Annotated in this window: 13 protein-coding genes and 4 pseudogenes; 16 read left to right on the forward strand and 1 reads right to left on the reverse strand. The window is 61.7% G+C overall.

The window, feature by feature from the left end:
• Window positions 1–253: 253 nt before the first annotated feature.
• The 6 genes and pseudogenes from IVB50_RS34615 to IVB50_RS34640 all read left to right on the forward strand — a co-directional run.
• Window positions 254–556: pseudogene (locus IVB50_RS34615) on the forward strand (zincin-like metallopeptidase domain-containing protein); the annotation flags it as partial.
• A 108-nt stretch (window positions 557–664) separates the two neighbouring features.
• The gene (locus tag IVB50_RS34620) at window positions 665–907 is read left to right on the forward strand and encodes a hypothetical protein (protein WP_247299363.1); all 243 of its coding nucleotides are present in this window, start codon (window positions 665–667) and stop codon (window positions 905–907) included.
• Window positions 907–1,968, forward strand: a complete 1,062-nt coding sequence (locus IVB50_RS34625) for a toprim domain-containing protein (protein WP_247299365.1) — start codon at window positions 907–909, stop codon at window positions 1,966–1,968. Before IVB50_RS34620 ends, IVB50_RS34625 begins: the two co-directional genes overlap by 1 nt.
• Before the next feature lie 328 nt (window positions 1,969–2,296).
• Window positions 2,297–3,220 (forward strand): DUF2493 domain-containing protein, encoded by a 924-nt coding sequence (locus IVB50_RS34630; RefSeq protein ID WP_247299368.1) that lies wholly within the window; start codon window positions 2,297–2,299, stop codon window positions 3,218–3,220.
• Window positions 3,221–3,354: 134 nt separating this feature from the next.
• A pseudogene (locus IVB50_RS34635) lies at window positions 3,355–3,829 on the forward strand (hypothetical protein).
• A gap of 558 nt (window positions 3,830–4,387) precedes the next feature.
• A complete protein-coding gene (locus tag IVB50_RS34640) occupies window positions 4,388–4,708 on the forward strand; it encodes a DUF736 domain-containing protein (protein ID WP_027562526.1) in 321 nt (106 codons plus the stop codon).
• A gap of 152 nt (window positions 4,709–4,860) precedes the next feature.
• On the opposite strand, the gene IVB50_RS34645 is transcribed toward IVB50_RS34640, so the two are convergent.
• A complete protein-coding gene (locus IVB50_RS34645) occupies window positions 4,861–5,088 on the reverse strand; it encodes a helix-turn-helix transcriptional regulator (protein ID WP_007594546.1) in 228 nt (75 codons plus the stop codon).
• 230 nt (window positions 5,089–5,318) lie between these two features.
• Between IVB50_RS34645 and IVB50_RS34650 the strand changes: the two genes are divergently transcribed.
• The 10 genes and pseudogenes from IVB50_RS34650 (at window position 5,319) to IVB50_RS34695 (ending at window position 13,425) form a co-directional block, all read left to right on the forward strand.
• Window positions 5,319–5,591: a DUF2285 domain-containing protein gene (locus IVB50_RS34650; RefSeq protein ID WP_247299371.1), complete on the forward strand. Its 273-nt coding sequence runs from the start codon at window positions 5,319–5,321 to the stop codon at window positions 5,589–5,591.
• Window positions 5,592–5,756: 165 nt separating this feature from the next.
• Window positions 5,757–5,951, forward strand: coding sequence for a DUF6499 domain-containing protein (locus IVB50_RS34655; RefSeq protein WP_247299373.1), 195 nt, complete (start codon window positions 5,757–5,759; stop codon window positions 5,949–5,951).
• A gap of 307 nt (window positions 5,952–6,258) precedes the next feature.
• Window positions 6,259–6,531, forward strand: a complete 273-nt coding sequence (locus tag IVB50_RS42825; RefSeq protein WP_345956925.1) for a DUF2285 domain-containing protein — start codon at window positions 6,259–6,261, stop codon at window positions 6,529–6,531.
• A gap of 130 nt (window positions 6,532–6,661) precedes the next feature.
• Window positions 6,662–6,940 (forward strand): helix-turn-helix domain-containing protein, encoded by a 279-nt coding sequence (locus IVB50_RS34665; protein ID WP_247299377.1) that lies wholly within the window; start codon window positions 6,662–6,664, stop codon window positions 6,938–6,940.
• 21 nt (window positions 6,941–6,961) lie between these two features.
• A pseudogene (locus tag IVB50_RS34670) lies at window positions 6,962–7,816 on the forward strand (replication initiator protein A); the annotation flags it as partial.
• Between the two features lie 191 nt (window positions 7,817–8,007).
• Window positions 8,008–8,472, forward strand: a complete 465-nt coding sequence (locus tag IVB50_RS34675) for a DUF2840 domain-containing protein (protein WP_247299379.1) — start codon at window positions 8,008–8,010, stop codon at window positions 8,470–8,472.
• A complete protein-coding gene (locus IVB50_RS34680) occupies window positions 8,469–8,981 on the forward strand; it encodes a S26 family signal peptidase (protein WP_247299381.1) in 513 nt (170 codons plus the stop codon). The genes IVB50_RS34675 and IVB50_RS34680 overlap by 4 nt, the downstream gene beginning before the upstream one ends.
• A 206-nt stretch (window positions 8,982–9,187) precedes the next feature.
• Window positions 9,188–9,865: a lytic transglycosylase domain-containing protein gene (locus IVB50_RS34685; RefSeq protein ID WP_247299383.1), complete on the forward strand. Its 678-nt coding sequence runs from the start codon at window positions 9,188–9,190 to the stop codon at window positions 9,863–9,865.
• A gap of 197 nt (window positions 9,866–10,062) precedes the next feature.
• A pseudogene (locus tag IVB50_RS34690) lies at window positions 10,063–11,114 on the forward strand (IS110 family transposase).
• 547 nt (window positions 11,115–11,661) lie between these two features.
• A complete protein-coding gene (locus IVB50_RS34695) occupies window positions 11,662–13,425 on the forward strand; it encodes a DUF3363 domain-containing protein (protein WP_247299503.1) in 1,764 nt (587 codons plus the stop codon).

The following is a 13,425-nucleotide window of genomic DNA, read 5'->3' on the forward strand; positions in this document are numbered from 1 at the left end:
GGATCGATAGGTAGGTCTTGACCGTGCCGGCGCTGTAATTCTCCGCCGCAAAACTCGCTGCGAACGAGCCAAGATGCGGCTCGATGCAGGTCTGCAAATTTTGAGACATGATCTTCGTGCTCCTTGTTGTTGGAGCGACGAAGATTATGCCGAATGGGATTGGCGCGATCATGCCGCCAACCGGGCCCAGCCGAGCAGATGCGGCATAATCTGGATCGCGGCATTATGCATGTTATGCCGATATCGGCATAAGGCGCATGCCAGTGGCCATCCATCGCGTCTCAATCGCGACCTGTCAGGCAGCTACGGTACCAAGAAGTATGCCTTTGAGGAGCTGGTTGCGGAAATCTCGTCTGCGTTCAGTTGCGCCTCGCTCGGCATCGTGCCGACGGTGCGGCATGCTGACTATATCGGCTCATGGCTTGAAGTCTTGCGCGAGGACAATCGTGCCATTATCCGGGCTGCTTCCAAGGCCAGCAAGGTTGCCGATTATCTGCTTGGCTTTCTCCCAGAACCCGTCGGCGACATGCCGAGGGAGGGCCAGCAGGCGGCGTAAGGCTCTGCTCGGTGGCCGCGGGCACAAGAGTAAGAGGGGCAGGGTCGTTTCCGTGACGGGTTGGAGGCCGAGAGAGAGGCTCCCGGCTGCCCGTCGTGGAGAAGCAGCATGCCAAAAGCTGTCCAAAAAACCGCGTCGGCCGATGTCGCAGTGACCCGTGGAAAGCACATCGAAGTGTCGGGATCCAATGCCAAGATGCGCAAGATCTTGCGAGGTTACGGGCGCTTTGGAGAGATCATCTTCTGTAATCTCCGCATGTTCGTGCGGATGCACGCGAGCGGCATAGAGATGCTGTCGAAGGTACGCGACCGGTATCCAGCCGAAGGTGCCAGTTGGCAGGAGGCGGCCTGATGTCCCGCCAACCCTGCGAACTGGCACGCCGCCTCGCGCGCGAGGCGGAGGCGGTATGCCGACACTATCTCTCCAATGGCAAGCGGGCGGGGCGGTATTGGGTGGTCGGCGACGTCCACAACAACCCGGGCCGCTCACTATTTGTGCGGCTCCAGGAATCGCCGAAGGGAGCGGCGGGCAAGTGGACCGATGCTGCAACCGGCGCGCATGGTGATCTCCTCGACATCATCCGCGAAACTCTGGCCTTACGAGACTTTCGTGAGGTCGCCGAGGAGGCGAGGCGCTTTTTGAACCTGCCTCGCTCTGAGCAGAAACCCGCCCCAAGACGTATTCCCTCGGTCGTACCGCCCGGATCGCAGGAAGCCGCCCGTCGGCTCTTTGCGATATCTAGCCCGATCGAGGGGACCATTGCCGAGGCTTATTTGAAGGGCCGCGGCATAACCCGCATCCACCATGGCGGCAGTCTGCGCCTCCATCCACGCTGCTACTATCGGCCGGACGACCATCTGCCGACCGAAACCTGGCCGGCAATGATTGCCGGCGTCACGGATCTCGATGGTCGGATCACCGGCGTGCACCGGACCTGGCTCGATCCGGACGGCTTTGATCGCGTGCGGCTCGGTAAGGCTCCGATCGATACCCCACGACGCGCGATGGGCGATCTGCTCGGTAACGCCGTTCGGTTCGGCCTGGCGGATGACGTGCTCGCAGTCGGCGAAGGTATCGAGACCATGCTTTCGCTACGCTACCTGCTGCCGACTATGCCGATGGCGGCCGCGCTTTCGGCTAATCACCTCTCCGCCATGACGCTGGCGTCTAGCCTGCGCCGGCTCTACATTGCGCGCGATGCCGATGCCGCCGGTGGTGCGGTGGTGGCAACTCTCAGCCAGCGCGCAGCAGACGCCGGCATTGAAGCGATCGTGCTCTCGCCCCGGATGGGCGACTTCAACGAAGATCTGCAAGTCTTCCGTCTCCAGGCCCTCCGAGCAGCGCTGCGGTTTCAGCTTGTGCCAGAGGATGTCGTTCGCTTCCTGCATTCGCCGACGGCGGCCGCGGAATAGCTCCCGGTGTTCGATTAATGTTGATAGGCCGGTCACAAGCGAGGCCAATACCGGAAACGGACGCGACTTCGGCCTTCTAGAGGGCGATCAGACGGCAAGCGGCCCGGGCCGGCAATGGCTGCGTCCGGCTATTTTCCGCCGCGCGCCAGCGATGTGAGACACATCATGCAGTTGGCCGCGCGCTTTGCATCGCGAAGCAAAATAGCCGGCCTCCGCCATCCTCCGCTGCCGCTTCGGCCCTGTCGGGTTCTGGCCCGGTCCGCCCGCCGTCAGAGGATCGCCACGAAGGCCGCGAAGGGCGCGGCCGATCCGACAAAGGACCTCCTCCATGACCGACCACGACGACATCGAACCGCCGCACGCAACATCTTCGACCGACCACGTCCTCACCGAATTACAGCTCTTCGGCTACCGTCCCTTCGACGACCAGCCCGATCCAAGGCCGCTCCCCGAGGGCAAGATGATCGTCGGAGCCGTGGTCGATATCTTTGACGCCCTTGTCGCGACCCTGAACGACACGCGGCTTGAGCCGGACCTTGACGATCTGCTCTGGTCGACTGTCAACCTGTTCCATCGTGCCCTCGACCGCATCGAACGGCAGCTCGATAACAACGAACAGGCGCAGCATAAGAGCCAGCGCGAGCAGAATGGCTCGGAAGTGCGATCGGTCGAACTCGAGCGCCTGACGGCCGAAGGCATAACGCTGATCGAGCGCCGCAACTGCCTGGAGCTCTTCCGCGACCAGGCCATCGAACAATTTGAGGTCCACACCGGTTCAGCCTGGCGCCCACGATCGGGATCATTGGTCAATCACCGAACGCTCACCGCGGCAATGATCGACTCCCGCGACTTCATCGCCGCCAAGCGTCGTTCCGAGACCGAGGTCATGTTGCCACCAGGACCGAAAATTGCACTCACCGGTGGGCTCGACTTCAATGACCACAACCTCATCTGGGACCGCCTCGACAAGGTTCACGCCAAGCACCCCGACATGGTCCTCCTCCATGGGGGCTCCCCGAAAGGCGCCGAACTGATCGCCTCCAAATGGGCGACCACCCGCAAGGTACCTCAGATCGCCTTCAAGCCCGACTGGACGAAGCACGCCAAGGCAGCGCCCTTCAAGCGCAACGATGTTATGCTCGAACTCCTGCCGATCGGCGTCATGCATTTCCCGGGCACGGGAATTCAGGACAATCTCGCCGACAAGGCGAAGCGGCTCGGCATTCCCGTCTGGAAGTTCGGCGGCGCATGAGTGCCGTCGCCTCGAAGGCGCCAAGGTGGAGTTGCACGCCGCAACTCCGCCTCGTTTCGTTTTTACATTCAAAACTGCGCCGTGGTGGTGGTGGAAGGCGCGATTGATAAATCCATGCACATGGAGCCACCACCATGCTTGGCATTGGGCTTGTTCTCAACGCAGTCAGTATCGGTTTGTTTTGCTGGGCGATCTTTGCGCTCGCGGTGTACGCTTTGCCGTTTTTCGTCGCACTCAGTATCGGGACTTTGGCATTTCGCGATGGCGCGGGCGCCTTCGGCGCACTGCTTATTGGAGTTGCTTCGGGCGCGCTGACGCTTGCCGCTGGTCGGGTCGCCGTTGCCTTTAGTCGGTCCTTGGCGCGTCGCCATCGCAACCGTATTCGCGGTCCCTGCGGCAATCGCCGGCTATCATGTGGTGTTCGCCCTATCGCAGATCGGTGTGCCGTCATCGGCTCGGCGCCACGTCTTCGCTTGTTTGGGCGCCGCTTGCATCAGCGGCACGGCATCGGCGCGTTTGACTGTTTTCGCGAAGACCCGCCCGTCGAAGTCGGACGGGGTGCTGGAGAATACGGCTCGCCCAGTTCTTCCAGCAGCGACGCACGAGTGATGAGGCTTCGTCGCCATCATCGGCAGAGCAAGACCGCACAGGGCACCACGTTGAACGAGGGCGTCGAGCTTGAGCGAGAGGTAACCGCACTTCTCGTCAGAGCGCTCTAAGCAAGCCGTAGCAATCTCTGTCTGATCCACATAGTTGCGTGGAGCGGCGCGCCGCGCTCGATCATTCGTTCCGAGACGATACCGCCCTTTGCGGCAGATTGTTTCTCTTTGTGCGGCGAACCGTACCGACCTCTTGTTCTGCACAATCGAGATTCGCCAAATCTTCTCCCAAGGTTGCGGTTCAGCACGCGGACGCACGTGGCCTCTTTGATGGCTTGATCTGGCCGAAGACCGGCTGCGCCTCGATCGTCTGAGCCGCAACGCCGTTGATGCGACTTTCTTCCCCTGGGCTTACGCCCATTCCTCGCGAGGCAAGAAAGTCGCAACAACGGCGTCCTCCGCTGCGCTCCGGCCCGCGAGCGGGTGCGTCGCCGATCGTCCTCGGCCTCTAGATCGCCATCGAGGTCGCGGTGGTCGCGGGCTCGAAACACAACAGGAGAAGTGACACATGGCTAACATCGGTTCTTTCAAGAAGGTCGGCAACGACTTCCAGGGCGAGATCGTCACCCTGAGTCTGCAAGCCAAGGGCGTCCGTATCGTCGCCGAGACCAACCGATCCAACGACAACGCTCCCAGCCACCGCATCTACGTGGGCCGGGCCGAGATCGGCGCAGCTTGGTCGAAGCGCTCCGAAGAGGGCCGCGATTACCTCTCGCTCAAGCTCGATGATCCATCGTTCAACGCGCCGATCTACGCCAACCTGTTCGATGATGAAGGCGGCGAGGGCTACACCTTGCTCTGGTCGCGGCCCCGCAAGAGCGGCGAGTAGACGCTCCGCCAAGCCCCGTCCGGTCCGCCGGGCGGGGTGTGGGCGCCTGTTCGAGGCCTCACGCACGGCCGCCGATCCAGCAAGCCGGATCGGGGGCAGTGACGCGTGTCCGTGTCGGGCGCTCCCTGGCTACCGGCCCGGCTCGCGGAAGTTCATGATCGAACTTTGGACACCTTCTCCTCAAGCAGATCTGCAGGCCGGACCCCTAGAGCTTGGGCAATCTGCCAGATCGTTAGCAATGTAGCGTTCTGCAACCCTCGCTCCATGCTACTCACGAAGGCTCGATCGACGCCCATGCGTTCCGCCACCGCCTCTTGGCTCAAGCCAAGGGCTAGTCGAAATCGACGCGCGTTCGCTCCGAAAACCTTGCGGATATCCATCCGCAGGATAGGAAGCAATCGCGTATTTTGGCGCTACGTGTTATAATACGCGGAGCTGGGTGTTGAAGGTCACGGACGGAGCCTCGATTGCTGATTATGTGGGGAACGCGGCTTCTTGAACGCTCGCCCGAGCTCGTGGCATGCCATATGCTACAGAACGGAACTGTTCGAGCCGGCAAGGCTTTCGCCTCGCAATTTTATTTTCAATCCCGCGCACATAGTAGCCTCTGATGTCGAAGCCGTCGCTGGATCCCGACGTCGCGGATGTCGCGCCGAACGAGCCGGCGCTGACAGCCTATGACGAACAGCATGTCGTCACGTACATTCGCCTTCTGCAGGCGGAGGGCGAGGGGGCGAACTGGCGCGAAGTGGCTCAAGTCGTCTTGCACATGGATCCAGAGCGAGAGCCGGACCGCGCGCGGGCCGCATATCAGAGCCATCTTGCGCGCGCCAAGTGGGTGACTGAGCAGGGACGCCTCTTACGCGGTACTGGCTCAAAATAGAAGAGAATTGCCGACTACAGACGTGCAGCAAGAACGATTTTCTCCCGCTAACCGGTGGTCATTCTCATGCACCACGTGGTGCCAAACTAGGGGCTTCCTACAACCGCCTCGTTCATAATTATTGCGCCGCAATCCTTGTTCGTTAAGTGCAATGGGGCGGAAGCAATGCCTGAATTCGACTGGCGATCGCCGGATTCGTTTAAGAGTCTAGAGAACGCTGAGATCACTGAAATCGCCTGGGTAGGCCTTCGTATGAACGTGGACTACCAACGTGACTACGATGCGATCGTCGCTAGCAGCTCAGACGGCGAGGTGAGCGAGGAATTCAGGAGGAGGTGGGGCCTCTGCTTTCGCGCATGACCCGCAGAGGTCGTTCCACGAGCAGACAATCTTTTGGGCGCCCGAGGTTCTCCCGACCGTCGTCCCGGTCGTTGTAACCGATTCAACGCCTGGTCAAAGCCCAACGCCTCAGCCGCCGCTTGATCTTGCATCTGGTCAGGTGCGCCGTGCCGCTGACGGCTGGCATGCCGTGCTGCAAATCGGTTCGGTGAAGCATCGCATCTGGTCGAAACAGCCGCTGACCGCAGGCGCTCGCTATGCGGCCGAGTTGCCATTTGACGGCGATTTCGAGGCGCGCGCGCATGCCGCCACGCGGCTGTGGCGCGCGATGAATGGACGCGCGCCAGGGCCTCCGCTTCATCGCGTGCCCAAACAGCGGCGCGAACGACTGTGCGCAGCCCTTCGCGCGGCCGCCGCGTATCTCGCTGGCGCTACTTATCGCAGCATCGCAGAAGCTCTGTTTGGCAAGCCGCGCATATCCGATCGTGGCTGGAAAACACACGATCTGCGCAGCCGAACCCGTCGCCTTGTACAAAGCGGCCTCGCATTTGTGCGCGGAGGCTATCGCAAGCTGCTTCGGCCGAGGCGCAGGGTCGAGTAGCGCCTTCATGGGTGGCCGAAAATGGACCCCCCAATATTCGGCATCCCCCTCCGAGATCGCGCTTCTCCATGATGACCCCACACACGCCGGCGCCGCCATCCGCGGTGCGCTGTCATCCTGGAGTTCTCAAATGCCCGATTCGACGGCCGGTCTACCGCGATTCCTGCGAACACCGGAGGCTGCGCGTTACCTTGGCCTCTCCGGTCGCACCCTGGAGAAGCACCGCACGTACGGCACCGGGCCGACGTATCGGAAGATCGGCGGACGTGTCGTCTACGCCGTAGACGACCTGAAAGCCTGGGCTGACCTCGGCGCCAAAACGTCGACGTCTGACCCCGGGAAGGGGACCGTGCTGCCGGCAAAGAAGCATCCGGTACTGCGCCCATATGCGGGCCAGGAACGTCGCTGATCGCGGGCGAGAGCAGTGACCATGCGGCGCAAACAACATTCCGAGCGCGATCAGCTGGAGCTCTTTAGGGCGCTACCCGGCGATCTCGCGCCACGCGATGCGCAGGATCTGATGGCTTATCCGTTCTTCTCGCTTGCAAAAACGAAGCGAATTATTCCGATCGACTTCCGTGTCGGCGCGATCGCAATTCGGGTCGAAGCGGTGCCGGAACACGGCATGGCGACCATCTGGAATGCCGACGTTCTGATCTGGGCCGCATCCCAGATCGTCGAAGCCCGTGACAACGGCTTGAAGACCTCGCGCCTGATGGCTGCAACGCCTTATGAAATTCTGACATTTGTCGGCCGCGATACGAGCGCGCGAGATTTTGATCGCCTCAAGGCCCGTCTCGACAGACTTCAGTCAACGACCGTGCTGACCTCGATACGTCAGCCGACAGAGCGCCGGCGGCATCGCTTCTTCTGGCTTAACGAGTGGAAGGAGACGGCCGATGCAAATGGCCGTCCATTTGGGCTCGAGCTGATCCTGCTTGATTGGTTCTATGCCGGCGTTATCGATGACGCGCTCGTGCTCACGATTGACCGCGGCTATTTCGAACTTACGGGCGGGCTTGAACGGTGGCTCTACCGCCTCGCGCGCAAGCAGGGTGAACGTCAGCACGGCGGCTGGAGTTTCGACCTTGTACCCTTCCATACCAAGTCCGGCATCCTCTCCCCGCTCGAGCATTTTAGTTCCGACATACGGCAGATCGTCCAGCGTCAGACATTGCCCGGCTATCGGCTCGTGCTCACGCGCGATCCGAGCGGAACAGAGCGGCTGAACTTCGTGCCCACGCTCGTTGCTCCCTTAACGGCACGCCTTCGTCGGCGCGGACTCACTCCAATTCAGAGGACAACCTGTGAATCAGTTCGTGCTATCGAGGAGCGCAACCTTCGTGCCATCAGGGACCCGATCTTCGTGCATTGGCGAGCGCGGGCTGGAAGTCGTGCTTGCCTTCGCCTGCCGCATACGTACTTCGCCGAGCGCAAAGCTTACGGCTCTCAGCTCCAGCATCAAGGAGCCGCGGCATGAGTGACCTCACCGAAGTAGAAATCTTGTGGCTTGAGATGCGTATCGAAAACCGCATTCGGTTCGGTCGCATCGTCAAGGAACGGAAGCTTGATGGTCACCGGCGTGTACTGTCATTCGCGCCTGGCAGCATCTTTGCCTTCGTCCGTTGGACCTCCAGCGACTTTGGCACGATCATCTCGCGGATTGACGTCTTGCGCGCGGTCGCACCAGGACAGCGCTGCTCGACCGTGCCGTATGTGAAGCCGGGCGGAGAGATTTTGCTGCGGCTCTCCGGTTGGTCGAAGGTCGAACGGGTGCTGCAGATGGTCGATGCGGTCGAAGCGCTCGGCATCGATCCCGCCGATGTCGCTCCTGATCATTGGCATCACGTTCATAACCGTCTGTCCGTGAACGAAAATCCGCGTCCGTATACGAAAGCGCGCCATCAGGCGTGGCTTAATCGTCAAAAGGTGATGCGATGACGTGCCGTTTCATCATGCTGATAACGACGTTCGTGGTTGCTGCCGCCCTTGTCACGACAATCTTTCTGGAGCCGCTTCCGCTCTACATCTGGAATGCATCGACGAGCGTACCTATCGGTCTCTATCGCTTACGAGCGGCAAAACTCTTTCGTGTCACTGAGCTGGTCGCCATTCAGCCGCCGGAACCACTTGCGACCTTTCTAGACCTGAACGGCTATCTGCCGGTCGGCGTCCCCATGCTCAAGCGGGTCTTGGCGCTGCCGGGGCAGACGGTCTGCAGAAGCGGTCTCACTATTTCCGTGAATGAAATTGAAGTCGGCGAGGCCCGGGATCGTGACGGACGCGGCCGGCCGCTGCCGAAATGGCAGGGCTGCCGAGTCGTCGGGGAGGGCGAGCTCTTTCTCATGAATTGGCAGTCGGATGACTCCCTTGACGGCCGATATTTTGGATTTCTTCCGGCGTCGGGCGTGATCGGCCGTGCCCTCCCGGTGTGGACGTGGGAGGAGTGATCGTGCGTGTTCTACGTTTCCGTTCTGCCATTCCTCTGTTCGACCAAGTGCAGGACCATTCCTCCGTCCCGACTAAAGCTTGCAAAGCCGACGCGCGCAGCGGCGGTCCAGCGCGGCCGAAAGGCCGGCGCGAAGCGGCTTTACCCTGGACGGGCGCGAGCACGCCGGCACTCTTGCATTTTTTCGAGAGGAGCCTGTGCGCTGCCGTGCCCCTGTTCGTGGCACTGACTGTGAGTAACGCTGCTGCTGTCGCCGAGACGCGGCCGGCAGAGCTCACAGCGAGTTATCGAACTGGCAATTCATTTGCGGATTTCGTTGAAGCGGCCTCGCGTCGCTTTGGCATGCCGGTGCGCTGGATACTGGCAGTCATAGACGTCGAGAGCGCCGGAGACATGCGCGCCAAATCACCCAAGGGCGCCATGGGGTTGATGCAGATCATGCCAGAAACCTGGGCGGAGCTACGTCTGCGGTACGACCTCGGCAACGATCCTTACGATCCCCATGACAACATACTTGCAGGTACGGCGTACCTGCGCGAACTGCGCGACCGTTACGGTGCGCCGGGCTTATTTGCAGCCTACAACGCGGGGCCTGCTCGTTACGATGAGCGTCTCGCCGGCCGCCCATTGCCAGTAGAGACCGAAGCCTATTTGCGGAAGCTCGCGCCAGTCATCGGCAGCGACCTTACTACTTCCAGCGCAGTCGCTCGTCTGCGGTCATCCGCTGGAGAACTCTTCGTTGTGCGGCCTGAAAGCCCAATGAGCGCTGCCAGGCGTCCACCGAAACGGGCTCCGACGGCTGCCTCCATTCACGACGTCTCGGCCATTGTGCCACAAGCAACAGGGTTGTTTGTTGCGAGATCTGGTGCGGGAGGCGCGCAGTGATGGAACGCGCAAGCTCGCATGCGTTGGCGTGCTCTGGAGAAGAACGGGCGGAATGGGGAGAGCGGTGGGCAAGCACGACAGCAGGACGGCTCTTCAAATCGGGCTTCGAGAAACCGGTGCACGACGATAGCCGCCGTGGCCGAATCCGGAGCCTGGTGCAACGACTTAGGCCTTCGTTGCCACACAGGAGAGCTCCGCTGAAGCTATACGTTGGGTCGGATGTCGGTCTTGAAGAAACTAGTCTTTGCATCGTCGATGGCGAGGGTCTCACCGTCCATGAGCTCAAGGTGAGCACCGAGCCAGCGGCGATCCGCTCCGCAGGAGAGGGCTACGCGGATCGCCTCGAGCGAGTGGGCGTCGAGGCGTCATCCCTTGGTATCTGGCTGTATCGTGAACTTCAGCCGGCCCGGCTTCCAATCATTGTTGTTGAAGCGCGCCGCATGCGCGTTTCATTGTCGACAATGCGGAACAAGACCGACCGGAACGACGCGCGGGGTATCGCGCAGACGATGCGACTGGGTTGGTACCGCGCCGTTCATGTCAAGAACATCGACATGCAGAAGATGCGCACCTTGTTCACCAGCCGGAAGCTGTTGAAGCGCAAACTGATCGATCTCGAAAACTACATTCGTGGTGCGCTGCGGGCCTATGGATTGCTCGTCGGAGCCGTCGCTCGAGGGGCCTACGAAGCACGCGTCCGCGAGCTGATCGAGCACAGCGATCCGATCTTTGTGATGACCATCGAGGCCATGCTGGACATGCGTCGCGTCATCCTCGAGGGCATCGTGTGCTGTTGCAAGTGGTCCAGCATGACCCCGTCTGCCGGCGTTTGATGACGGTTCCCGGCGTCGGTCCCGTCGCGGCTCTGTCGTTCAAAGTCGGCGTCGACGACCCCCATCACATTGCGCGATCACGAACGGTCGGCGCCCATTTTGGTCTAACGCCGAGGCGGCACCAGTCCGGCACGTCGATCGACTTTGAAGGGCGCATCAGCAAACAGGGCGACGTTGCCGTCCGAGAGGCGCTTTGCGAGGCAGCCGCAAGCCTGCTGCTGCGGGTCAGAAAATGGTCGGCCCTGCGAGCGTGGGGCCCGCGGATCGCCAAACGGTCCAGCATGTTGTGCGCGATCACCGCGGTGGCGCGCAAGCTCGCAAGCATTCTGCACCGGATGTGGGTCAGCGAGACCGACTTCCACGTCGGGTTTGGCGCAAAGATCACGCAGCGGCTGCGGTTGAAACCGGCGCAGTAGCCGCGGTGCAGGTGACGATAGATTGGCGCTGGGTCTGCGCCCGGCATGTTGAGGAGGAACGTAACTACAGATCCGCGCGCGCGGTGAGCGTCCCCTGGCGGGCCGCGAAACGGGAAATGTCCGCTATCGCTTGCCTGCTGCCGCCCTTCGGGGACGAGAGCGCCGGACTGCTTGGACATCCCTGTTTACGAACCTGATGAAGAGCATGCGACGGCCGAAGTGCTAAACGCGAAGGAACGCACGGACCCCGCCTGGTGAATGCAAGTGGCGTACGCGGCTGCGGTGAAGTTGCGCGTTGTTGGTGCAGGGAGTCGGTAATGACTGAAGTTCGAAGAGTCGAAGAAAAGCGTAGGAATGAGTTGACTCTGCCCGCCCGATTAGGAAGGCGAGATAAAAGGGGCTCGCCGGTCGAACCGCAAGCCATTGACATGGCTTGGGTCCTGGCGTGCCGGTCGGTCGGAGCACGTGCCGCGCGTTGGATTTTGGCGAATGCAATCAAAGGCGTTTTCGGCACTGTGTGCGCTTTTGTTCGTTGGGAGGCCCTGCCATGAGCGTGGGCGACAGCGATTTACGTATTCGGCCTGGGCGTATCCGGAGTACCCGCTCGCCGAAGCCCAAGAGCTTTATCAACCAGGTGCTACGTGCCGCGACGAAAGCCGGTCACACCTCAGGACAGGCCGCGGCTGGCAGGCGTTCTGTGGCCTATGGGCGCTCCACGTTTGGCAGCGGGCGCCTCGCCTTTAGCCGCGCCAGATTGTTCAGCCCGGCACGACGCGTTGTGGCGAAGGCGCGTGTTGTCCGGCACAAGGGCCGAGCCTTCCGTTCAGCGCCACTGACCGTCCATCTTTCGTATCTCAAGCGCGACGGCGTGACTCGAAGTGGTGAGCGGGCCGAGATGTTCGATGGGGGCAGCGACCGCGCCAATAGCGCAGCCTTTGCTGACCGGTGCAAGGACGACCGGCATCATTTCAGGTTCATCGTCTCACCAGAGGATGCCGGCGACATGACCGACCTGAAGGCCTTCACCCGCGATCTCGCGAAGCAGATGGAGACCGATCTCGGTACGCGGCTCGATTGGGTGGCCGTCGATCACTGGAACACGGATAACCCTCACGTCCATCTTCTCGTGCGGGGAGTAGATGAGCAAGGGGCAGATCTCGTGATCTCCCGCGACTATATCAGCCAGGGCCTGCGCTCGCGCGCCGAGGAACTGGTCGCCATCGAACTGGGCCCAAAACCCGAGCACGAGATCCGCAATTCACTGGAGAGGGAGGTTTCGGCTGAACGATGGACGCGGCTCGATCGGGAGATCCGGCTGGCGGCCGATGAGACCGGGTATGTCGATCTTCGGCCAGAGAATCCCGGCAAGTCTGATCCCAAGGTCCGGCGCCTGATGGTCGGCCGCCTTCAACATCTGGAGAAGATGCGCCTTGCCGTATCCGCCGCACCAGGCGAATGGATGGTCGGCCTCGAGGCCGAGCGCAGCTTGCGCGACCTCGGCATGCGCGGCGACATCATCAAGACCATGCACCGCGCCTTTACCGAGCGTGGAGAAGCGCGCGGCGTTGCGGACTTTGTCATCGAAGGTGGACAGCCTTCGTCCCAGATCATCGGACGGCTGGTCGATCGGGGATTGCACGATGAGTTGACGGGTGAGGCTTACGCGCTGATCGATGGAACTGACGGACGCGCGCACCACGTCCGCTTCCGAGAGATCGAGGCCTTCGAACAGGCGCCGCCGATCGGCGGCATTGTCGAAGTCCGGCGCTTCGGCCAAACCGGCGAACCGCGCCCCACCTTTGTGCTCGCGACCCGCTCCGATCTCGATCTCAGTGGGCAGATCACCGCAAGAGGAGCAACCTGGCTTGACCACAGGCTGGTCGAACGCGACCCCATGCCGCTCGCCATGGGCGGATTCGGCCGCGAGACCCGCGACGCCGTGGAAGCCCGTACCAAGCATCTGGTTCAGGAAGGTCTGGCGCGCCGGAAGGGCCAACACATCATCTTGCAGCGCGACCTTCTGGACACGTTGCGCCGACGTGAACTGGACGAGGTGGCGGCAAAAGTCTCGACCGACACCGGCCTGCCTTACGTAAAGGCGGCCTACGGGGAGCATGTGGCGGGCACCTATCGGCAGCGCCTGACGCTCTCCTCGGGGCGCTTCGCCATGATTGATAATGGGCTCGGCTTCCAGCTCGTGCCTTGGTCGCGCGAGCTCGAGAAGAGGCTCGGCCAGCACGTCACCGGCGTCGTGAAGGACGACGGTGGCATCGAATGGGGCTTTGGTCGGAAGCGCGACCTCGGCCTCTAG

The organism is Bradyrhizobium sp. 87, assembly GCF_023073015.1.
GTDB classification, from domain to species: domain Bacteria; phylum Pseudomonadota; class Alphaproteobacteria; order Rhizobiales; family Xanthobacteraceae; genus Bradyrhizobium; species Bradyrhizobium canariense_D.